Source organism: Phaeobacter porticola, from assembly GCF_001888185.1.
Lineage (GTDB): Bacteria > Pseudomonadota > Alphaproteobacteria > Rhodobacterales > Rhodobacteraceae > Phaeobacter > Phaeobacter porticola.
The window spans coordinates 759,632-778,389 of sequence record NZ_CP016364.1; the positions used below are offsets into that span (position 1 = coordinate 759,632).

Annotated in this window: 18 protein-coding genes; 5 read left to right on the plus strand and 13 right to left on the minus strand. The window is 58.7% G+C overall.

Translation table 11 applies throughout. The features are described 5' to 3' along the window. Nucleotides 1-40 precede the first annotated feature (40 nt). The 8 genes from PhaeoP97_RS03720 to PhaeoP97_RS03755 are packed head-to-tail and all read right to left on the minus strand — an operon-like array spanning nt 41 to nt 7,021. A complete protein-coding gene (locus PhaeoP97_RS03720) occupies nt 41-772 on the minus strand; it encodes an SDR family NAD(P)-dependent oxidoreductase (protein ID WP_072503934.1) in 732 nt (243 codons plus the stop codon). After that, nucleotides 769-1,500, minus strand: a complete 732-nt coding sequence (locus tag PhaeoP97_RS03725; RefSeq protein WP_072503935.1) for an SDR family NAD(P)-dependent oxidoreductase — start codon at nt 1,498-1,500, stop codon at nt 769-771. Before PhaeoP97_RS03725 ends, PhaeoP97_RS03720 begins: the two co-directional genes overlap by 4 nt. Nucleotide 1,501: 1 nt before the next feature. Further along, complete coding sequence (locus PhaeoP97_RS03730) at nt 1,502-2,050, minus strand: DUF3833 domain-containing protein (protein ID WP_072503936.1); 549 nt, start codon at nt 2,048-2,050, stop codon at nt 1,502-1,504. Next, on the minus strand, nt 2,047-3,270 hold the full coding sequence (locus tag PhaeoP97_RS03735; protein WP_072506275.1) for an MFS transporter: 1,224 nt from the start codon (nt 3,268-3,270) through the stop codon (nt 2,047-2,049). Before PhaeoP97_RS03735 ends, PhaeoP97_RS03730 begins: the two co-directional genes overlap by 4 nt. After that, a complete protein-coding gene (locus PhaeoP97_RS03740) occupies nt 3,270-3,833 on the minus strand; it encodes a chalcone isomerase family protein (protein WP_083570318.1) in 564 nt (187 codons plus the stop codon). Before PhaeoP97_RS03740 ends, PhaeoP97_RS03735 begins: the two co-directional genes overlap by 1 nt. Then, the gene (locus PhaeoP97_RS03745) at nt 3,826-4,983 is read right to left on the minus strand and encodes an SAM-dependent methyltransferase (RefSeq protein WP_072503937.1); all 1,158 of its coding nucleotides are present in this window, start codon (nt 4,981-4,983) and stop codon (nt 3,826-3,828) included. Before PhaeoP97_RS03745 ends, PhaeoP97_RS03740 begins: the two co-directional genes overlap by 8 nt. Continuing rightward, nucleotides 4,983-5,735, minus strand: a complete 753-nt coding sequence (locus PhaeoP97_RS03750) for a DUF1365 domain-containing protein (protein ID WP_072503938.1) — start codon at nt 5,733-5,735, stop codon at nt 4,983-4,985. The genes PhaeoP97_RS03745 and PhaeoP97_RS03750 overlap by 1 nt, the downstream gene beginning before the upstream one ends. Then, nucleotides 5,732-7,021: an NAD(P)/FAD-dependent oxidoreductase gene (locus tag PhaeoP97_RS03755; RefSeq protein WP_072503939.1), complete on the minus strand. Its 1,290-nt coding sequence runs from the start codon at nt 7,019-7,021 to the stop codon at nt 5,732-5,734. The genes PhaeoP97_RS03750 and PhaeoP97_RS03755 overlap by 4 nt, the downstream gene beginning before the upstream one ends. A 148-nt stretch (nt 7,022-7,169) precedes the next feature. Between PhaeoP97_RS03755 and PhaeoP97_RS03760 the strand changes: the two genes are divergently transcribed. After that, entirely contained in the window at nt 7,170-7,820 is a 651-nt protein-coding gene (locus PhaeoP97_RS03760) for a sigma-70 family RNA polymerase sigma factor (RefSeq protein ID WP_072503940.1), read from the plus strand. Further along, the gene (locus PhaeoP97_RS03765) at nt 7,817-8,452 is read left to right on the plus strand and encodes a ChrR family anti-sigma-E factor (protein WP_072503941.1); all 636 of its coding nucleotides are present in this window, start codon (nt 7,817-7,819) and stop codon (nt 8,450-8,452) included. The genes PhaeoP97_RS03760 and PhaeoP97_RS03765 overlap by 4 nt, the downstream gene beginning before the upstream one ends. 74 nt (nt 8,453-8,526) lie before the next feature. Here the strand turns inward: PhaeoP97_RS03765 and gap are convergent, their stop codons facing one another. The 3 genes from gap to PhaeoP97_RS03780 form a co-directional block, all read right to left on the minus strand. After that, complete coding sequence (gap, locus tag PhaeoP97_RS03770) at nt 8,527-9,534, minus strand: type I glyceraldehyde-3-phosphate dehydrogenase (protein WP_072503942.1); 1,008 nt, start codon at nt 9,532-9,534, stop codon at nt 8,527-8,529. A 313-nt stretch (nt 9,535-9,847) separates the two neighbouring features. Next, the gene (locus PhaeoP97_RS03775) at nt 9,848-10,756 is read right to left on the minus strand and encodes a hypothetical protein (protein ID WP_237028977.1); all 909 of its coding nucleotides are present in this window, start codon (nt 10,754-10,756) and stop codon (nt 9,848-9,850) included. Continuing rightward, entirely contained in the window at nt 10,756-11,565 is an 810-nt protein-coding gene (locus PhaeoP97_RS03780; protein ID WP_072503943.1) for a hypothetical protein, read from the minus strand. The genes PhaeoP97_RS03775 and PhaeoP97_RS03780 overlap by 1 nt, the downstream gene beginning before the upstream one ends. Nucleotides 11,566-11,829: 264 nt before the next feature. Here PhaeoP97_RS03780 and PhaeoP97_RS03790 point away from each other — a divergent pair, with 264 nt between their 5' ends. Both PhaeoP97_RS03790 and PhaeoP97_RS03795 read left to right on the plus strand, forming a co-directional pair. After that, nucleotides 11,830-13,779, plus strand: a complete 1,950-nt coding sequence (locus tag PhaeoP97_RS03790; protein ID WP_083570418.1) for a glycosyltransferase family 2 protein — start codon at nt 11,830-11,832, stop codon at nt 13,777-13,779. Between the two features lie 104 nt (nt 13,780-13,883). Beyond that, complete coding sequence (locus PhaeoP97_RS03795; protein ID WP_072503946.1) at nt 13,884-14,573, plus strand: class I SAM-dependent methyltransferase; 690 nt, start codon at nt 13,884-13,886, stop codon at nt 14,571-14,573. 33 nt (nt 14,574-14,606) lie between these two features. Here PhaeoP97_RS03795 and PhaeoP97_RS03800 read toward each other — a convergent pair whose 3' ends face one another. Beyond that, on the minus strand, nt 14,607-15,488 hold the full coding sequence (locus PhaeoP97_RS03800) for a hypothetical protein (protein ID WP_072503947.1): 882 nt from the start codon (nt 15,486-15,488) through the stop codon (nt 14,607-14,609). Nucleotides 15,489-15,736: 248 nt separating this feature from the next. Between PhaeoP97_RS03800 and PhaeoP97_RS03805 the strand changes: the two genes are divergently transcribed. Further along, nucleotides 15,737-16,585: a glycosyltransferase gene (locus PhaeoP97_RS03805; RefSeq protein ID WP_072503948.1), complete on the plus strand. Its 849-nt coding sequence runs from the start codon at nt 15,737-15,739 to the stop codon at nt 16,583-16,585. A gap of 198 nt (nt 16,586-16,783) precedes the next feature. Here the strand turns inward: PhaeoP97_RS03805 and PhaeoP97_RS03810 are convergent, their stop codons facing one another. Then, nucleotides 16,784-18,721, minus strand: coding sequence for a hypothetical protein (locus PhaeoP97_RS03810; protein WP_072503949.1), 1,938 nt, complete (start codon nt 18,719-18,721; stop codon nt 16,784-16,786). Nucleotides 18,722-18,758: the final 37 nt, after the last annotated feature.

The following is an 18,758-nucleotide window of genomic DNA, read 5'->3' on the forward strand; positions in this document are numbered from 1 at the left end:
ATGATGGGGACGGGGCGGGCAAGTCCAGAGCAGGTATCGGTCAGGCCGGAATTTCCTTTCCAGCCCAGTCGAACACCCGCCCACTATCGTCAGGTGAAAGGCCGTCGATGACCTGAGCCAGATACGCCGCGGAGTGCGCCGGTTCGAACAGCGCGCTTTCGGGCACGTTTTTGGAGAAGGGATCCGAAAGCGGTGTTTGCACTGTACCGGGGTGCAGACCGACGCAGATCATCTTGTCATTGCTGCGAGCCATTTCAATCGCATAGTTGCGGATCAGCATATTCAGCGCGGCCTTAGAGGCCCGATAGGCGTGCCAGCCGCCCAACCGGTTGTCGCTGATGGACCCAACCCGCGCGGACAGCGCCGCAAAGATGGCTCGGTCCTTGCGGGGCATCAAGGGTAGCAGATGCTTGGCAACGAGGGCAGGACCAAAGGTGTTGATCTCAAACACCCTCTGAAAGGCGGTGAGGCTCTGTTGGCGATAGGACTTTTCTGGTTTCAACTCGGCCTCATCCGACAAAATGCCGGTGGCAATGATAACCAGATCAGGGGCGATGTTCCTGCAGCGCAGGTCGCTGGCAAAAGCCGTCAATTGATCTTCATCGGTTATATCCACCCGCTGGGTGTCCACGTCTGCGCGGGGCGGCAGCGGACTGCGGGCGACGGCTGTCAGGGTGGTTGGGCTCTGCGCTGCGTAGTAATCAACCAGCGCCGACCCGATACCACCAGAGGCCCCAATGATCACGATATTCTGCGGGTATGGTGCGGTCATCTGCCAGCCCCTATCAACCGCAGGAATAATGTCCGCGGCAGGTATTTGCCGATGGTGAAAATCCAGGCAAACGGGGCGGGGAAACTGGTGCTGAAGCGTCCGCTCTTCATCGCCTTCACACAGGCCTCGGCGGCTTCTTCTGGCGTCTGGATCATCGGCATGTTGAAGTCATTTTTTTCGGTCAGCCGGGTCTTGATGAAACCGGGATTGATCACTTGGATCTTGATTGGGGTCTGGAATAGATCCGCCTGGAGATTTTCCGCCATGTGCATAACGGCGGATTTGGATGCGCCATAGCCTGTGGCGCCTGGAAGACCCGTATGACCAGCGAGGGAGCCGATCAGAACGATGTGCCCGGCGTTGGCGGCCACCATCTGAGGCACGACACGGCCGACCACACGAATGGCCCCCATGAAGTTCACATCACAGATCAGCTCAACCTTGTCGGCGTCCCATTCCTGCGCGGGCATCGGGTCGTAGGCGCCTGCGCAGTAGAGGATGCCATCCACCTTGCCGATTTGGGCAACAGCGGCGCTGATCGCATCACTGTCAGTCACATCCAGCGGGAGGGCGGTGGCGTTTCCCAATTCGCCCGCGAGGTCCTGCAATCGCTCCTCGCTGCGGGCCGAAAGCACCAGCCGCGCTCCGGCTGCATCCAACTGCTGTGCAATTGCGCGGCCCAGTCCTTCACTTGCGCCGACGATCCACCAGGTTTGCCCCGCAAACATCTCAGTTTCCTTTCGGACGGATGGTGGCGACCAGTTCGGCAACCTTGATGCCAAATTTGCGCATCTCGGAGCGGTTCATGATGGTGCCGTTTTCCATCAGATACATCCAGTCTGTGACATCCAGCACGTGACCGCCCGCACTCTTTGGCAGACGGATGCTGTAATCCAGTCGCACCGTGGCGCCGGTCTGCTGGCCATGGGCGGTGCCGATAATATCTTCTGCGGTCGTGGTAAAGGCGCCGTTCTCTCCCATGGTAAGAAACCATTTGCGCTGCTGGCTGCTGCCTGCGGCATAGGTGAAATCCTCGCTCAGGGTGCCTGTGTGGCCATCCCATTCGCCGTACATATTGGCGACGAACCGCGATACAACTCGCCCACGCGGGCCGTAAATCATCCCCTCCGAAATCATCTCGCCGCTCAGATGTTTGCGGATATCAAAGTCAGGGCCGGTATCGGCATAATACTGCGACCGCTGGCTGCGAAAGCCAAAGCCGGGCCGCAGCAGCGCCAGCAGCAGCAACAGGATGATGGCTACAAGCAGCAGTTTCATGGCGTGGTTACCTTTCTGGGAAGACGGAGCACCATCGCAATGGCGAGGAGTTTGATACAGCAGGGAATGATGGCGTAGGCCCATGTCAGGGTCATCAGCGCGGCGCTGCTGTTTTGGCCGCCGGGGGTAAACCCGCTAAGCTGCAAAAGCGGCAGTAGCAGCACCGCAGCGGCAGCGAGCGCCAGTTTGACAGCAAAGGACCAAAGCCCAAAGGCTTGCCCCGCCTGCAATCCAGCCCGTGCCAGGGCGCGGGAAAACAACACGGGCAGGATCACCATATCGGCGCCAAGGGCGGCGCCGGACCCAATGCAGATTGCGGCGAACCCAAGGGCGGCACCTGCGGGAAGGAAGGCCGCTGACACAAAAGACAAGATCGCAAGGATCATCGCCGGGAACAGCACGTTACGCGCCCCGTAGCGGTCCGCCGCCCGTGTCCAGAACGGAACCGACACGCCAGCGGCCAGAAAGAACAGCACCAGAAATGGTCCGGCCAGATCAGGCAAAGCCAGCCGGTCCTCGACAAAGAACAAAAACAGTGTGGAGGTCATGGCCACCGGCAGGCTGTTGACCAGCGCCAGCGCCAATAGGCGAAACCCGCCCGCGTCGCGCAGGGCAGAAACCGACAGCGGTTGTTCGGGCTGTGGGGCACGACTCCACAGTCCCCGCGTCAGCAACCAGATCGCAATGCACAGACCGGCCAACATCCAGCCAAATGCAGGATACCCGCCCTGGCTGGCCCCCAGGGCAAGTAGCGCGCTAGGGGCGAGGGCCGCGATGATAATCCCCGCCAATGTGCCGCCTTCGCGAAATCCGGCCAGGCGGATCAGCGCTGCGGGACTGCCTGCAAGGGCGGTACTTTGGCCATAAAACAAAACAGTGCCAAGACTGTAGGCGGTGAACAGCAGCACCAGCGCGATCACGAACCACGGCAGCACGCCACCGATGGCAGGCTGGTAGCTGTACAGCAGAATAAACCCCGTCGCCATACCCAGCGCCGCCAACGCGGCAAAGGTTGCGCGCTCCTTCGGCCAACGGTCAGTGATCCAGCCCAGCAACGGATCCTGCACAAAATCAAGCACTCGGATTCCGGCAAGCACGGCCGCAAGGGTTGCCAGGCTCATCCCCAGCTCCGCCGTCGCATACCGCGGAAGATGGATGTAGAGCGGCAAACCGGCGGCGGCCAGCATCATCGCAAAAAGGGACACACGGGTGGCTTGCATCATTCGCCCCGCAAGCGGCTGGACAGGCGCGCGGCACGGCTGTCGGGCGACAGCCAGATATTCAGAAACCGTTTGCGGGCCTGCGGATGGCGCACATCGCAGGTTTGTCGCCCGTTCAGATACAGCGCAACCTGATCAGGCGCGCGTGCTGTGGCCACAAAACTATCACCCGCCGCGACATCCTGAAAACACCTGTCTAGCTTGGCGATCAGCTGATCCTGATCGGCGCGTGGTCCTTCGATCCGGGCCAATTCCGAAGCAGTTGCTTTCATCAGTTGCAATTTGCTGAACCCGCGCCGGTATTTCAGCCGCAGCGCCATCGGTGTCTGCCAGTCAAAGCGGCTTTGTCCTTCTGCATATAGGCTCGCGTCATAGAGCGGCAGACCGAACCAGCGGAATGTGACCTCACCCAGTTTGGTTGGAGCATTCAGGCCGATGTTGGCCCGTGCGGGCACTGCAGCAATGGCAAGCAGCAGACCAAGGCTGAGCAGCAGCATCTTGGCCGCGGGAGCCGGGCCACGTGGGGCGGCGATCCTAGGCTGCTGTGGGCGCGAGTCACGCATGGACCAGCTCCACCTGAACCACATCCGTCTGACCCACCTCAAAGGAGGCGGCGCAGGTCTCTAGATAGTAGCGCCAGTTGCGCAGGAAGGCGTCACCATAGCCCATCGCTTTGATCTTGGGAGTCATTGTTACCATGCGCGCAGCCCATTCCCGGCAGGTGCGGGCATAATCCTGACCAAAGGCAAAGTTCTGCGCCACCTTCAGCCCGGCAGTACGGGCTTGATGGGAAATCACCGCGTCGGACAACAGCATCCCACCGGGGAATGTATACTGGCGAATGTAGTCAGAGGATTGCCGGTAGATATCAAAATAGCTGTCCTGCACTGTGATCGCCTGCACCACGGCCCGGCCATCTTCGGACAGGCGGTCCTTTAGCGTGGAAAAATAGCTGGGCCAGTAGCGTTCGCCCACCGCTTCGACCATTTCGATAGAAACGATATTGTCAAACTTGCCATCCGATTTGCGGTAATCGCACAGTTTGATGTCTGCGCGCCCGTCAAGCCGGGCATCAGCATAGCCGAACTGGCTGGGCGAGATGGTCAGCCCGGTGACATGGCGGCCCTGTTCAGAGGCGCGTTCGGCAAATCCTCCCCAGCCGCAGCCAACCTCCAACACACGCTCCCCCGCTGTAAGGCGGCTCAGCACACGGTCGTATTTTCGCGTCTGCGCGCGCGCCAGATCATTGTCGCCGGGGGCAAAAAGCGCTGAGGAATAAGTCATGCTCTCATCCAGCCATAGCTGGTAGAATTCATTGCCGACATCATAATGTGCCTTAATGTTGCGCGACGCCCCACGGATCGAATTGGCGCGCAGCATCCGGTCCACAACCCGATATTTCAGGCTGGCCCAGAAACTGGGGTAGGCGTAGTCGGTCAGATGGTCGAGGTTCAACAGTGCGACCTTGATCATGTTTTCAATGCTTGGGGTGTCCCACAGCCCGGCAACATAGGCCTCGCCCAATCCGATATCGCCACGGGCCGCCATCGCGGTGATGGCGCTCCAGTCGTGCAGCATGATCTCGGCCTGCGGCGCGCCCGAGCCAAAATCATGGATGCCGCCCTCTGGCGTGTGCAGGCGCAGGCTGCCCTTGCGAATGCGGGTGCAGCTGTCGAGAAAATCGTGCTTCACACGTTTGGTAAGGAAAATCATCAGCTGACCTCATGTTTCGGTGGGGTAGGGCGAGGGCGATAGATGGCGCCCTTGATTTTAAGTTTCAGCGCCTGCCAATAGATCAGCGCGACGGTGCGCATCGTGCCGGCAGGGCGGCGCAGACTGGCCTTCAGCAGAGAGGCGTTGCGCAGCGGCTTGCGGGGGCCGGTCAGTGTGGCAACCACGCCCTCGTCACCGTTGCGGTGATCAATACGGATCGCAATCTTGCGCGGACCAATGTCAAAGTTGAACCAATAGTCCCCGGCGACTTGTTGAAAGGGCGAGACGTGAAATACCTTCTGCGCCAACAGCTTGTCAGAGGGCGCAATGGCGGTGAAATCGGGCTTGTGGCAAAGATAGCTGTGGCGGTCGCCAAATGTATTGCTGACCTCTGCAATGACCGCGTGCAGCACGCTGCCCCGAAAGGCGAGCCAGAAGCTGACCGGATTAAAAACATGGCCAAGGTAGCTGGGCTGCGTCAGCAGGCGGATACTGATGCCATCCATGCTCAACCCGGCTTTGGCCAGAACATTTTCGGCCCAGGGCAGGCCGATGCCCTGACGCGGTGCACCGCCGTGGTTATGGTCGTGGACCGCGGCCAGATTGAACCGGTTGCGTGAGAACAGCACCGGCCCGTGACTGGCGCGCGGGTCAATCAGCACATAATCAACGCCGTAGCGAAAGCTGTTAGAGATCGCGCCATGCCGGGCATGGGTTGTCTGACCGGCGATATGATCGGGCCATTGGCTCATGCAGGGATCCTTTCGCGGGCTTCAATGCCCCGTGCAACCCGAACGGCGCTCGCAAACCCGTCTTCATGGAATCCATGGCGCAGATAGGCCCCGGCGAACCAAGTGTTGTTCTGACCCTGAATATCGCCAATCCGCGACTGCGCGCGCAGCGCTGCGGTGTCGAATACCGGGTGGCGAAAGGTCTTCTGATCATAGATCAAATCAGATTTCACAGGCTTCACAGGGTTCAGCGAAACAAACAGCGGGTCACGCTCATCAATGTTTTGCAGCCGGTTCATCCAGTAGGTGACACCGATTGTCGTGCGGTCATCTTGTTTGTCGGCTTTGTAAACCCAAGACGACCAGCAGGCGCGCCGCTGTGGCATCTGTGCGGTGTCATGATGCAGGATCATTTCATTGTCCTGATAGCGCATGGCGCCAAGGGTCGCCTGTTCATCCTTCGTGGGCTGGGCCAGCAATCGGAGGCTGTCATCCGAATGGCAGGCCATAACCACCTGATCAAACGCCTCCTGTGTGCCATCGGGCAGGTGTATGCGCACGCCGTCGGGGGTGCGCTGAACGTTACGTACAGGCGTGCCGGGCCGCAGCTGGCATCCCATCTGCTCCAGCCGAGCGGTCAGGCGGCGTACATATTCGATACTGCCGCCCTTGACTGTCCACCACTGATGTTGGCCGGACGCGCTAAGCAGGGCGTGGTTGCGAAAGAACCGCACCAGGGATTGCGCGGGGAACCCACGGATTTCATCCGGCGGGGTGGACCAGATCGCCCCGCAGATCGGCATCAGATAATAACGTTGAAACCAATCACCCAACTTCAGATCATTCACCAGCTCGCCAATGGTGACACTGTCGCTGGTGGCCACCTGTTCAGCCCTGGCGTTAAAGCGCAGAATGTCGCGAACCATGCGATAAAAGGCGGGCCTCGTGATGTTGCGGCGCTGTCCGACCAGCGCCCCAAAATCCCGCAACCCGTATTCCACGCGTCCATCACCAATACTGGCACCAAAGCTCATGTCGCTTTTGACAACGGGCACGTCCAGATCGCGAAACATTGACGTCAGATGCGGGTAATTCACGTAGTTGAAGACAATAAAGCCAGTATCGACCGGCTGATCGCCATTGCGCCCCGCGATCACCGTCCGGGCATGCCCACCAAGCCGTGGCGCGGCCTCATACAGCGTCACATTATGCGTCTTGGCCAAGAGCCACGCGGTTGCCAGTCCTGAGATGCCGCCGCCAACAATGGCGATACGCTGACGGGCGGATGATAATGCGTCAAAGGACATGCTGTCTCCATCTGTGATTTCAACTTGTTACGCGCGCTGAGCCTGTGCGGATCAAAAACATCTTCGCCAATTTTTGCTGCCTCGAAGAAAAGCAAAAAAAATTTGCACGCAGAGTGATCCGAAACTGCAAAGCACTCGTAATCCGTACATGTTGACCATGCTGAGCGATCCTTCTCTTGCAGCTCCTGCGCCGCCCGCTACGGTGTGCGGTGACACAAGTGTTTTGCGCGAAAGGAAAAAAGTGGAACGGGAGAGCCTGTCTGAGCAGACCGTTTGGATGCTTGCCGTGCGCGATGACCGGTGCAGAGTTGCGTTCGGTCGCCTGTTTGACCATTTTGCTCCGCGCCTGAAGGGGGTCATCTGCCGGTCCGGTATGCCGCCGAACCAGGCAGAGGATGTGGTTCAGGACGTCATGCTGACGGTTTGGCGCAAGGCGGCGATGTTTGATCCTGAACGGGCGCAGGTTTCGGCCTGGATCTACCAGATCGCCCGCAACAGGCAGATTGACGTGATCCGCAAGGAGCGTCGTCCAGTACCGGAAGAGCTGAAGCTGCCGGAAGAGACACAGGAAGATGCAGCACAGGTTTTGGCGCTGGATCAAGAGACACAAAAGCTGCGCGCCGCATTGGATCGGTTGAAACCGGCACAGCGCGAGATGGTTGAAAAGGCCTATCTGGGCGAGCTGACACATGCGGATATCCATAAGCAGACCGGATTGCCGCTGGGTACGATAAAATCCCGCATCCGTCTCGGGCTTGAGCGGTTGCGTCACGAGTTGAAAGAACAAGGACTAACATGACCGGCGCACGCCATCATATCCCTGACCCGCTGTTGGTTGCCTATGCCTCTGGCAATCTGCCTCACGCGTATTCGCTGGTTGTCGCGACACATTTGTCGATGTGCGATGCCTGTCGTGTGCGGCTGAACGCGCATCAGGCCGTCGGCGGTTCGGTGCTGGAAAGCTGTGGGACGCAGGACCTGTCGGGTGATCTGCGGCAGCGGGTGTTTGACCAGTTGGATGATCCTTTCGAAGAGCAGCCTCAGTTCCAGCGTTCCGGCGTTTTCCCAGCTCCGGTGATGGAGGCGCTGGGCGGTTTGCCACCAAAATGGAAATCGCTTGGCCTGGGTGTGCGTCAATCTATCCTCAGCCATGACCAGGGCAGCAGCGTCAGGCTGCTGTATATCCCTGCGGGGCAGGCGGTGCCGGATCATGGCCACAACGGGTTAGAGCTGACACTGGTGCTACAGGGGGCGTTTCGCGATGAAACGGGCCGCTACGGTGTTGGCGATCTGGAAGTCGCGAATGATGATCTGGAGCATACGCCGATTGCAGAGGATGGCGAGACCTGCATCTGTCTGGCGGCAACAGATGCTGCGTTGCGGTTCCGGTCGCTGGTGCCGCGGCTGCTACAGCCCATTTTCCGCATCTGATCCGCAGTCATGCGGGGTTCACGAAAAAGGGCTGCCCGCGGGCAGCCCTTTGCAATTGTGCTGATGTCTGACGCCTAACCGTTCATTACCTTGCCCATATGGCGACCGGTATCGATCATCCGGTTGGAGAAGCCCCATTCATTGTCATACCAGCTGACCACGCGCACCAGACCTTCGGCGGTGACCGCTGTCTGTGGTGCCGCAAAGCACGAGGAATGCGGGTCATGGTTGAAATCAACAGAAACCAGCGGATCGGTCTCATAGGACAGGATCCCGGCCAGATCGCCTTCGGCTGCGGCTTTCATCGCGGCGTTGATGCTGTCGACGGTGGCCGGGTTCTCTGGAATGAAGCTGAGATCCACAACCGATACATTGGGTGTCGGCACACGGATCGCCGAGCCTTCAAGACGCCCTTTCAGATGCGGCAGCACCTCGGAAATGGCACGAGCAGCCCCTGTTGACGTTGGGATCATCGACAAGGCCGCAGCGCGCGCGCGATACAGATCCTTATGGCTGGTATCATGCGTTGGCTGGTCGCCGGTATAGGCATGGATCGTGGTCATATAGCCGGTTTTGATACCAAATGTATCATCCAGCACCTTGGCCACGGGTGCCAGACAGTTGGTTGTACAGGACGCATTGGAGACAATCACATCATCCACGGTCAGCGCGCTATGGTTGACGCCAAAGACCACGGTGCGGTCCACATCTTTGCCGGGTGCCGAAATCAGCACGCGTTTGGAACCATTTTTCAGATGTTTCGCAGCGGTATCGCGGCTGGTGAACAGGCCGGTGCATTCATAGGCAATATCCACATCCTGCCAGGGCAGCTCTTCCGGGTTGCGGATCGCGGTCAGGCGGATGCTGTGGGTGCCCACATGCATGGTGCCGCCGTCGACTTTGACCGGCGCGCGCAAACGACCGTGCACACTGTCATATTTCAGCAGATGCGCCAGGGTTTCGGCGGGCGACAGATCATTGATAGCGACGACCGAGATGTCATCGGTATTGCTTTCCAGAAGGGCGCGCAGCACGCCACGGCCAATTCGTCCAAATCCATTGATCGCAATTTTCAGGGTCATAGGTGCAACTCCGGCTGGTGATGTGGGTTCAGCCCTCTGCGGGGTATCCCGGTGGTCTGACAATTGTCGCATCGTTATCGCTAACAGTGGCAAAAATCAAGCCCGTTCCCGGTATGCCTTAGGGGGATGAACCACCCATATTATAGCGCGGGCGAACGGGTTCCGGCCCCGAACAGGCAAAGGGCCGCTTGCCAATGTGTGGCAAGGCGGCAGCGCAGCTATGATTGCAACGGCGGGGCTGCCAGGATGGCCCGCGCATAGGGAACCTGTGGGCGAGCGACGGGCGATCTTATTCCCTAGAGGACAGGCTGATTTAGCGCTCGCCGTCTCCGTCAGGAGCAAGTCTGCGCACGTATTTTTCGCCGGTATGTCGCTGTAGGAACTCCCGCGCGGTCGGCATATGGCCAACACTTCGGAGGTTCTGAAGGTTGCGATAATGGATTGTATAGATATCGCGATCTTCGGGCAGGGGTTCGCCTTTCAGCTTGCCGCCCAGAATGTAGTGCTGTTCTTCCGGTAGGATGTTCCAGTCCAGCCCGGCACGCCGGATCGCAGCGGGGAGCGTCATCTGATCCAGATAGGGACGCCGCTTGTCCAGACTCTCAACACGGTCAATAATCTGCGCGGTGTCGTACCAGACATCGGGGAACCGGCCCTTGCCGCTGACGTCCTGTTCTGGAAATGCCACCAGCCCCGCACTGAAATAGGGAACAACTTTCCCCTTGCTGCGGCGCATCAATTCATAGCGTTCTGGTGGAATCTCTATGTTGAGCGCGCCATAGATCACATCCCAGATGGACTGATCGCCCCACAGCATCGACGCTGCCATCGAGCAAGAGACCATACCCGGTTTGAGGATGTTCGCGGGGGTATTTTCACGCAGACACAAGACATCTGAGTCCACGAACATCGAGTAGGCACTGTCGCGTTTTTCCAAAGCGGCCAGGATCTTGTTGCCATGGGGGTAGGCGGGGTCAAACCGATCATCGGTGCGAAAGGTTCGGACCTCGGCACCCATCATCTCATGCGCGCGCAGCACCCCCGGATGCAGCTCGTCATAACGGTGCTCGGGGCAATACCCCACTGCTTTGACGCTGGCCGGAAAGCAGGATCTGATCGAGGCCAGAAGCGAGCAGGCCAGGATCTGATAGTCCGGCGGCTCGACAATATAGAAGATGGTCAGATCGCTGGTTTCTTCCATGGCTTCTGGGCCCGACTGCATCATTTGAGAGCCAGGCTCGGATCAATACCAACCTGACGGCACATGCGGTCCGCGTAAGAGCCTTCCATAGGTACATTCTTGCGCCACCAGGGCTTGGTGCCATTGGTGTATAGATGAACCGATAGGGTGTTTTCGGTAAAATGCCCTTCAACCCGCCCATGTGGATCATAGAAAACATCGTTCAGCTGGAACGGTACCGGATACAGGCAGTCCGGGCTGAGCGCCTTATCGTAGTCGCCGGTCTGCTGGGCAAAATAGGTAAAGGCCTGGGGGCCAAAGGCCGTGCGCTCGGCCTTGTAAATTCGCACCGGATGGGGGTCTGAGGAAAACTTCTCCAGCTTGCGCCGCTGGTTCTTGTTGAACCACGGCGGGGCCTCGGGGAGGTTTTCGTAGTAGTCCAGCAGCATGTCGATCAATTCACCCTGCGGCGGGATATAGACAACACCACAATTCAGCGCGCCCCGAAACCCGTGCCCGGCGTAGATGTTCTGCATCTCATCGGGGAAGGGTTTGTGACAGAAGGCATCGCAATCAATCCAGATCGCATCGGTTTTCTTGATCATCTTGTAGCGAAAGACATTCGATAGAAAGGACGCGCTGGTCTGGTCAACGATGGACATGTCGATGTCCATAATCTCTGAGGCGGGCCGGATTTCGACCCCATCCGGCGCGTTCTGCACGTCATCGGTACAATAGAGAATGGTCGGATGCCCGGCCAGCAAATGCGATTTCAGGCAGAGCTGATTTAGGTAATGCAGCGACTCCCCGATCCACAGCGACGCTACGGGCCGCCGGTTAAGCTCTGTCATGAAAATCTCCGCTCTTTGCCGTCGCATATTATTCTGCGTTCTCTCTGGCTTTCTGCCACGTCGCAGGGTCGTATTGCAATCTTCTGTTCCGGGCCGGTGGACGCAATCGCACTACGCAGGCGCAATGGCACCATGCAGACCTGTGTCCCAGTGCAATCGGCAGCCCTGGTGACGCGTTTTTTGCTGTCCCTGTGGGCGGGCCTATGGCAGGTTTGACAGGACAAAAATGATGGGCCGATGGCCTGCGGGCAGAACAAATCTGATATGGCGAAACGACACCAGGATGAACAGCGCGACTGCGTGGTCTCCGATATTTTCGGAACGGTTGATTTTGCACTGACGCAGCATATCAGCCCGCATGGCCGTGTCACGGCCGTGTCGATGATGAAAGACGAAGGCCCTTTTGTGCTGGAATGGGTCGCCCATCATCTGGCCATCGGCTTCACCGATTTGCTTGTTTATACCAATGACTGCTCTGACGGTACGGATGACATGTTGATCCGGCTAGAGAAACTGGGCCTGGCGCATCACCGGCGCAATGACATCCCCGACGGGATGCGACCGCAGCCCTCGGCCCTGAAATACGCGCAGAAGGATCCACTGGTCAGGGCCAGCGATTGGGTGCTGGTGTTTGATGCCGATGAATTCTTGTGCATTCGCCACGGCGATGGGTCACTGGACGACATGATTGCCGCCGCCAAGGATGTGGAGGCCAATGGTATCGTGATCACCTGGCGGACCTTTGGCTCGGGCGGGGTGCATCACTGGTCGCGTGACCTGGTGACCGAACAATATCTCTATGCGGCGCCGGCGATGTGGAACAAGGGCTGGGGCGTAAAAACCCTGTTTCAGTTCGACCCCGAGTATTGGGTGCTGGGTATCCATCGTCCCAAGATCAAGAATAAACACCTTAAGACCGGTTTCCCGGACAGTGTGAACTGGCTCAATGGCTCTGGACAGCCGATGGAGGACTACTTCAAGTATCGCGGCTGGCGGTCGATTGTGCGCACGGTCGGGTATGACTGGGCCCAGATGAACCACTATGCGGTCAAATCCATCGACAGCTACGCGATCCGCAAATTTCGCGGCAATGTGAACAATAAGAAAGACAAGTATAACGCCGATTACTGGGCATTGCAGGATCGCAATGAGGTGTTTGACGATGCCATTCTGCGCCATCGCGCCCGACGTGACGAGATCCTCGCCCAGCTGTTGCAGGATCCGGTGTTACACCAGCTGCACCATAACGCCATCGACCGAGCCGAGGCGCGGCTGGCCGAGTTCAAGGACAGCCCCGCCTATGACGAGCTGGTCACGGGGCTAAAGACAGCATCAGACGTTCCGATCACCCAGGTGGTGGCCACACCGCCAAAGCCACGGGATCCAGCCCAGATCGCAGCCCTGATGTCCGATGTCGAAGCACAGCGCAACACCCGCCCGAAATCGGAACGCCGCCACAAGGCGCATGTCGATTGGGGAACCGCGAGCGATATCTATGTCAATGAGACGATCAATCTGGACAATGACATCGCGGTCGAGCTGTTCCCCAATCGCGGGCTAAAGATCCCTGCAGACCCACGTGTTTTCAGACCGTCGGCGTTGCAGTTGATTGCGGATGGCAAATTCGAACGCAATTCAGCGCGCCGTATTCCGAAACTGCTGCAACCGGGGATGTCCTATCTGGAAGTCGGGGCCGGGGCAGGTGTCTTGCCTGCGATCATCGCAACAGAGCATCCGACCGTTACTGTGACAGCGCAGGAAGACAACCCGGGCCTCGCCCAGATGGCTGCGCGGATCTGGCAGGCGAATGGATTGAAACCCGGACCAAGGCTTCGCTTGGCGACAGACCCGCTGTTCGACGGATCGGATGGGGCGCAGGCTGCGCGTCGGTTGCGGTGGTTCATGGATGAGGTGGCCTGTGACGTTCTGGTTCTGAACGACCCACGTGTTGATGAACCCATGCTGACCGCGGCGCTTGATGCTCAGGATGAAACTGCAGCCCAAGGGCCAAACGCGCGTCCGCTGGCGATCGTGTTGGGTGCACGCGCCCTGGCGGGTGCGATGGATGAGCCCCGCGCCCTCAGGGCTCTGGCCAAAATGGGCTACCACCCACCCGCAGACAATCCTCTGGCCTCGGCTCTCCTGCTGATGCTACAGGCACCGGCGGCCCCCGGACCTCAGCCGCCGCCGGACGCCGGTGACAGCACGCAATAGGGGTGGGGCGATACTCGCGGCAGGCCTGAGATCACCAGTCACGGCCTCGGGCCGACCGCATCAAACATAATAAGTGCGACACAATGGGCAGGGAAATCGGACGGATGACAGAAAAGAAAATCGGACCATATAAACGCGCGCTGAAAGAGGCTGAAGAAAGAGCCAATGCAACGCGGGTCGAACAGGCCGGAATCGTGACACATCAGTACCCCGACTATGAGACCTACCGTGAGGTCCAAGTGGCCGGTAACAAAGCAAAGCTACGGATGCAGTTTGTCAAGGAAAGCCACATTCAAGCGCTCAGCACCTATCTTGGCGGAATATTTGATATCATTGATTTTGGTCTGTGCCACGGCACCCGACGCGGGCTTGAGCAGGCCTGGTTCAAGACACATCTGCCCGGATCGCCGACCGTCGTGGGGACAGAGATTTCTGACACCGCTGAGGAATTTCCCGATACGGTCCAATGGGATTTTCATGACGAAAACCCGGATTGGCAGGGCACGGCCGACTTTGTCTATTCCAACAGCTGGGATCACGCCTTCGACCCTGAGAAGGCGTTTGGGAATTGGGCCAAGTCCCTGAAACCCGGCGGTGTCATTCTGCTGGATTACACCAAGGGACAATCAAGAGACGCGGCAAATGCGCTGGATCCTTTTGGCGCAGATATCGAGGCCTTGGAGGATATGCTAAGCCGCAGCCTAAAGCCGCATGGTGCCTTGCGTGAAACTCTGGACTGGCGCAAAACCAACAAGGAATATCGCAGCCGCGTGGTCGTCTGGCAGAAAGCCTGAAGTACAGGCGACCAGAGGGCTGGTAGATCTCCCTTACTTGGTCGCAGCGTTGATCTGCCGTAGTTGCCTGCGCGCAAAACCATGTCCATGCTCTCGGTGCAAAGCCTTGCAGGCGCGATGGGCAAGCGGGCCGTTCCCCCGGGCGAGGGCCGCCGCAAGAAACGGTTTTGCCCAGGCCTTATTGGCGCGTTTGTTGCGCAGCAGACGGAAAAAATCGGCATCAACCCGGCCTGAACCGGGATAGGTCGTCATCAGATGATCAAGCGCCCCTGCCTTGGCCAGGACGCGGATCAGCGTGTGCCCTGCATAGGGAATAGGCACCTGGGTCAGACCCGGCGTTTGCAGGCGCTGTGCGTGTAGCCAATCTTCGCGCACCTGGGGGTCATAGAAAACATGCCCGCCGGAAATGCGCCCGACATAGTGCGCCGCGTCCAGATAATCCGGGGTCTGCCAGTCGAATTTGCGGTACGGATAGGGGTAGCGCCGTTCAAACGGCGCGATCTCGCGGTTCAGGGTCGATTGCGGGCTAAAGGCCAGCACCCGTGCACCGGGCACCAGACCTGCAAAACACAGTGCTGCGAACCCCCCCATGGATGTCCCGGTAAAAACGATGTTCTGAAACCGCTTAAAGAAACCCTGCGCCTGCAGCTCGGCTATCTGGTCCGGGGCTTCAGCGCTGCGATACCAATCCTTGTGATGGGATTGCACGCCCAGCACGCTATAGTTCGACTCGGTTGCCCGGCTCTGCATCCAGACAGGCCAAGGTCGTTCCGTGGGGCGTTCATTGATGGATGCGAGATTGTCAAAGGTGACCAGCAACGTGTCCGATTTCAGACGTGCAACCAGATCACAGTCTTTTCCCGCGACCCAGAAATCGCCGCCTGTCACCGCCTGTGAGACGCTTGTCGTTTGCATCAATGCTGTCACTACATCTGCCCTGCTGGCGCGGATCAACGGTTTTGTCCTGGTTCGTCCGGTGCTGTCCGCGTCGCACCGTATCGGTGCGTTGATAAATTTTGTAACCCACTTCGCTAGGGGCGATCAATGCTCACCATAATCGGGCAGCGCCCTGTCGCGGTCCTATTGCAGGCAGACGACGGCCACCAAATTGACAGTGTTTAAGCCGAACTGATAGTGTGAATTCAAAATGTTAGGGCAGCAGTATGCAGGTGTTTGGGTATATCCGGTTTTCCTATCTGGGCCGCAGTGACGCGCGGCTGTCACGGGTGCCTGGTGCCACGCAGGCGGAGTACTTTCAGCGCCTCTTTGACCCTTTGCGCATGGAAACCCGGTTTCATTTCTTTGAAAAGATCTGCCTGCCGTCAATCAAGGCGCAATCGGATCAGGAGTTCACAATTTTAGTCATGGCGTCGCAGGACATGCCACAGCCCTACAAGACTCGGCTGGCGGCGGCTGTTGCAGACATCCCGCAGATCCGCCTGTGCTATAGCGATGTGCCTAATATCCTGCATGCGTTCCGTCCTATCGTCAAAGAGCTGACAGAGGGGATGGTGGAGAATTCGATCCATTTCAGAATGGATGATGATGATGCCATCGGGGCCGGGTTGATTGGCGATTTGCGCCGGATGGCGCAACATGCCGAACCGGGTACGCTGTTGTCATTGCCACGCGGGTTTCATCTGTTTGCGCATCAGGGCCGCCCATATCTGCTGCCCAAGATCGAAGCCTTTATCGCGATCGGCTTTGCCTTCGTGAATGCCCCGGACAATATCCGCAACCCCTATGCCAGCGCGCATCAAAAGGCTTTTCACCGGGTGCCGTCAATGATGGAGCCGCGCCCGCATTCCTATATTCATGTCGCACATTCAGCGGCCGATACGCGCGATATGCACGCCAAGCGGGTCGCGCGGCTGCTCAAGAACGTACCGGATTATGACACCGCAGCGTTTCAGGATCAGCTTCGGGCGGATTTTGCAGCAGCTTTTCCGCACAGCTCACTGGAGGAGGTTTTTTCGACAATCCAGTCGGTGCCCGATGCAATTTCGCAATAGGCGACATTGGGGCATTTCTGTCACCTGACATCGGCTTTTGCGACCGTGCCTGCCCCTTTGATGCCGCCCTTTGGCGCATTTTAAGCGCGACTTGCGACCGCCAACAACGGTGCTCGCTTTTTTGGGTCGCGGCTGGGGACGGGCGTATTGCCGCCATTGGTCAGCAGGCCCGATCTTGGTGTCGTGCCGGGGCTGCGATCAGAAGATCAGCTCCGGCATGTTCTCTTCGTCATCATCGGCAAATAGTTCGTCTTCCTCAACGGGCTGGGTGAACAGCAGGGACACCAGATCGTCGGCAGCCAGGGTCGCAAACGGCGGTTCCGCAGCGTCCGGGGCCTGCTCTGCCTCGGGATCAGATGCGTCGTCCTCTGTCGTCTCGGCATCTGGTTCCAAAGTTGGCGCTTCGTCGTCGGCGACCTCTGCATCCGAAGGATCGGGTTCCTGCGGCGCCTCCACTGAATCCTGGTCATCAGCGTCAGTTTCATCGCGCTGGCTAAGGCTGGCCTCGGCGAGCCTGTCCATTGCGGGCGCGTGTTCCACGCCCTCACCGGACGCCGCCCCGCCATCACCGTCCTCACCGTCATTACTTTCGCCGCTGCCGTCGCCCTCGCGCCAGGTCTCGCCATCCTCGGTGACCACCAGCTCCAAATACTCACGGCTGGCTTCGACGCCTTCAGCATCGGTGCCGACCACGGTCATCTGATAAACATTGTCACGGTCCAGATCCCATACGTCATCCACGGAAGGGTCGTACCAGTCCTGATAGGTGACTGCGCCGGTCTCTGTATCGACCTGGAACAGTGCCGCATCATCGCCTTCGAGGGTGAACAGCAGGCCAGAGCCTTCGCCGCCACCACCGCCAGCTTCACCACCACCACCGCCTTCGTTCAGCCCGATCGCGCCGTCGTCGTCGATATCCGCGTCAAACTGTTCCTCGACCGCCTGCACATCCTCCAACAGGACCGGGGTGCTGATCAGGCCATCCGCGCCAACATCGCTATAGCTGTAGCTGCCATCGGCACTGTTTTCCCATAGCACGATAAACCCGGTTTCGCTGCTTTCCGCATGGATCGCGGCCAGATCAGGAAGGCTATCAGGCCCGACACTGCCGTTTGTGTCCTGCAAACTGGTCTGCTGGTCGCCAGACTCCAGAATATAGCTCGTGCCATCGGCAGAGATCAGCAAACGCACATCGCCGCTGGTTTCAACAACAGAGGGCTGCGCCGCGCTGGTCCAACCGCCGGATTCGAGGATGTCGTCATAAGAGACAGAGATATCTCCGAAATCGAGAAACTCGATATCGGATTCGACGATATCAATGCCTTCGCCTGTGACGGTCAGTGCCCCATTGGTCACCGAGACAGTGTAATCCAGCGCATTCAGGTTGAAGAGCGCGTAATCCGTGCCGTCCCCGCCCTGCAATAAATCATTGCCAAGGCCGCCATTCAGCGCATCATTCCCAGCACCGCCACTCAGGCTGTCATCGCCGGCGCCACCGCTGATCAGATCGTCGTGATCTTGCCCCAGCAGGGTGTCATTGCCGTCACCGCCGTTCATCAGATCATTGCCGGTGCCGCCTTCGCCATAGAACGAAGAGCCAGCTGTGCTGCCGTCAAGAAAGTCATCACCGGCATCAAGGAAAATCCGGTCGGAATCCTCAGGAATCCCGATGAACACCAGATCATCCCCATCGCCGCCGTGGATTTCGTCATTGCCCTGGCTGCCCGCCAGCGTGTCGTTGCCCGCGCCTCCCCAGATCGTATCGGTGCCGATGCTGCCAATCAGCTCGTCATCACCGTCGCGGCCATAGATCAGATCATTGCCGTCACGACCGAACACATGGTCATTGCCCGCACCTGAGTCGATGACGTCATCGCCATACAGCCCTTCAATCTCATCATCGCCATCGCCACCATTAAGCGTGTCATTGCCATAGCCGCCGCGCAGCGTATCGGCACCATCGCCGCCATCCAGCACGTCATTTCCGCCATCGCCTTGCAGGGAATCATTGCCAAGGCCACCCAGCAACGTGTCATGGCCAGCGCCGCCGACCAGCATGTTGTTGGCCTCGTTGCCCGTCAGCAGATCATCACCGGGCCCGCCGGTTAGGATTATATCATCTGGTCCGATTGGCATTTGGCACCCCCATGCGTTTGATGCTCAAAGGTCTTAT

What these genes read in the sequence shown, in the direction of transcription:
- PhaeoP97_RS03720 (WP_072503934.1), bottom strand. Translation starts at nt 772, where the DNA reads ATGACCGCACCATACCCGCAGAATATCGTGATCATTGGGGCCTCTGGT.
- PhaeoP97_RS03725 (WP_072503935.1), bottom strand. Translation starts at nt 1,500, where the DNA reads ATGTTTGCGGGGCAAACCTGGTGGATCGTCGGCGCAAGTGAAGGACTG.
- PhaeoP97_RS03730 (WP_072503936.1), bottom strand. Translation starts at nt 2,050, where the DNA reads ATGAAACTGCTGCTTGTAGCCATCATCCTGTTGCTGCTGCTGGCGCTG.
- PhaeoP97_RS03735 (WP_072506275.1), bottom strand. Translation starts at nt 3,270, where the DNA reads ATGCAAGCCACCCGTGTGTCCCTTTTTGCGATGATGCTGGCCGCCGCC.
- PhaeoP97_RS03740 (WP_083570318.1), bottom strand. Translation starts at nt 3,833, where the DNA reads ATGCGTGACTCGCGCCCACAGCAGCCTAGGATCGCCGCCCCACGTGGC.
- PhaeoP97_RS03745 (WP_072503937.1), bottom strand. Translation starts at nt 4,983, where the DNA reads ATGATTTTCCTTACCAAACGTGTGAAGCACGATTTTCTCGACAGCTGC.
- PhaeoP97_RS03750 (WP_072503938.1), bottom strand. Translation starts at nt 5,735, where the DNA reads ATGAGCCAATGGCCCGATCATATCGCCGGTCAGACAACCCATGCCCGG.
- PhaeoP97_RS03755 (WP_072503939.1), bottom strand. Translation starts at nt 7,021, where the DNA reads ATGTCCTTTGACGCATTATCATCCGCCCGTCAGCGTATCGCCATTGTT.
- PhaeoP97_RS03760 (WP_072503940.1), top strand. Translation starts at nt 7,170, where the DNA reads ATGTTGACCATGCTGAGCGATCCTTCTCTTGCAGCTCCTGCGCCGCCC.
- PhaeoP97_RS03765 (WP_072503941.1), top strand. Translation starts at nt 7,817, where the DNA reads ATGACCGGCGCACGCCATCATATCCCTGACCCGCTGTTGGTTGCCTAT.
- gap (WP_072503942.1), bottom strand. Translation starts at nt 9,534, where the DNA reads ATGACCCTGAAAATTGCGATCAATGGATTTGGACGAATTGGCCGTGGC.
- PhaeoP97_RS03775 (WP_237028977.1), bottom strand. Translation starts at nt 10,756, where the DNA reads ATGCAGTCGGGCCCAGAAGCCATGGAAGAAACCAGCGATCTGACCATC.
- PhaeoP97_RS03780 (WP_072503943.1), bottom strand. Translation starts at nt 11,565, where the DNA reads ATGACAGAGCTTAACCGGCGGCCCGTAGCGTCGCTGTGGATCGGGGAG.
- PhaeoP97_RS03790 (WP_083570418.1), top strand. Translation starts at nt 11,830, where the DNA reads ATGGCGAAACGACACCAGGATGAACAGCGCGACTGCGTGGTCTCCGAT.
- PhaeoP97_RS03795 (WP_072503946.1), top strand. Translation starts at nt 13,884, where the DNA reads ATGACAGAAAAGAAAATCGGACCATATAAACGCGCGCTGAAAGAGGCT.
- PhaeoP97_RS03800 (WP_072503947.1), bottom strand. Translation starts at nt 15,488, where the DNA reads ATGCAAACGACAAGCGTCTCACAGGCGGTGACAGGCGGCGATTTCTGG.
- PhaeoP97_RS03805 (WP_072503948.1), top strand. Translation starts at nt 15,737, where the DNA reads ATGCAGGTGTTTGGGTATATCCGGTTTTCCTATCTGGGCCGCAGTGAC.
- PhaeoP97_RS03810 (WP_072503949.1), bottom strand. Translation starts at nt 18,721, where the DNA reads ATGCCAATCGGACCAGATGATATAATCCTAACCGGCGGGCCCGGTGAT.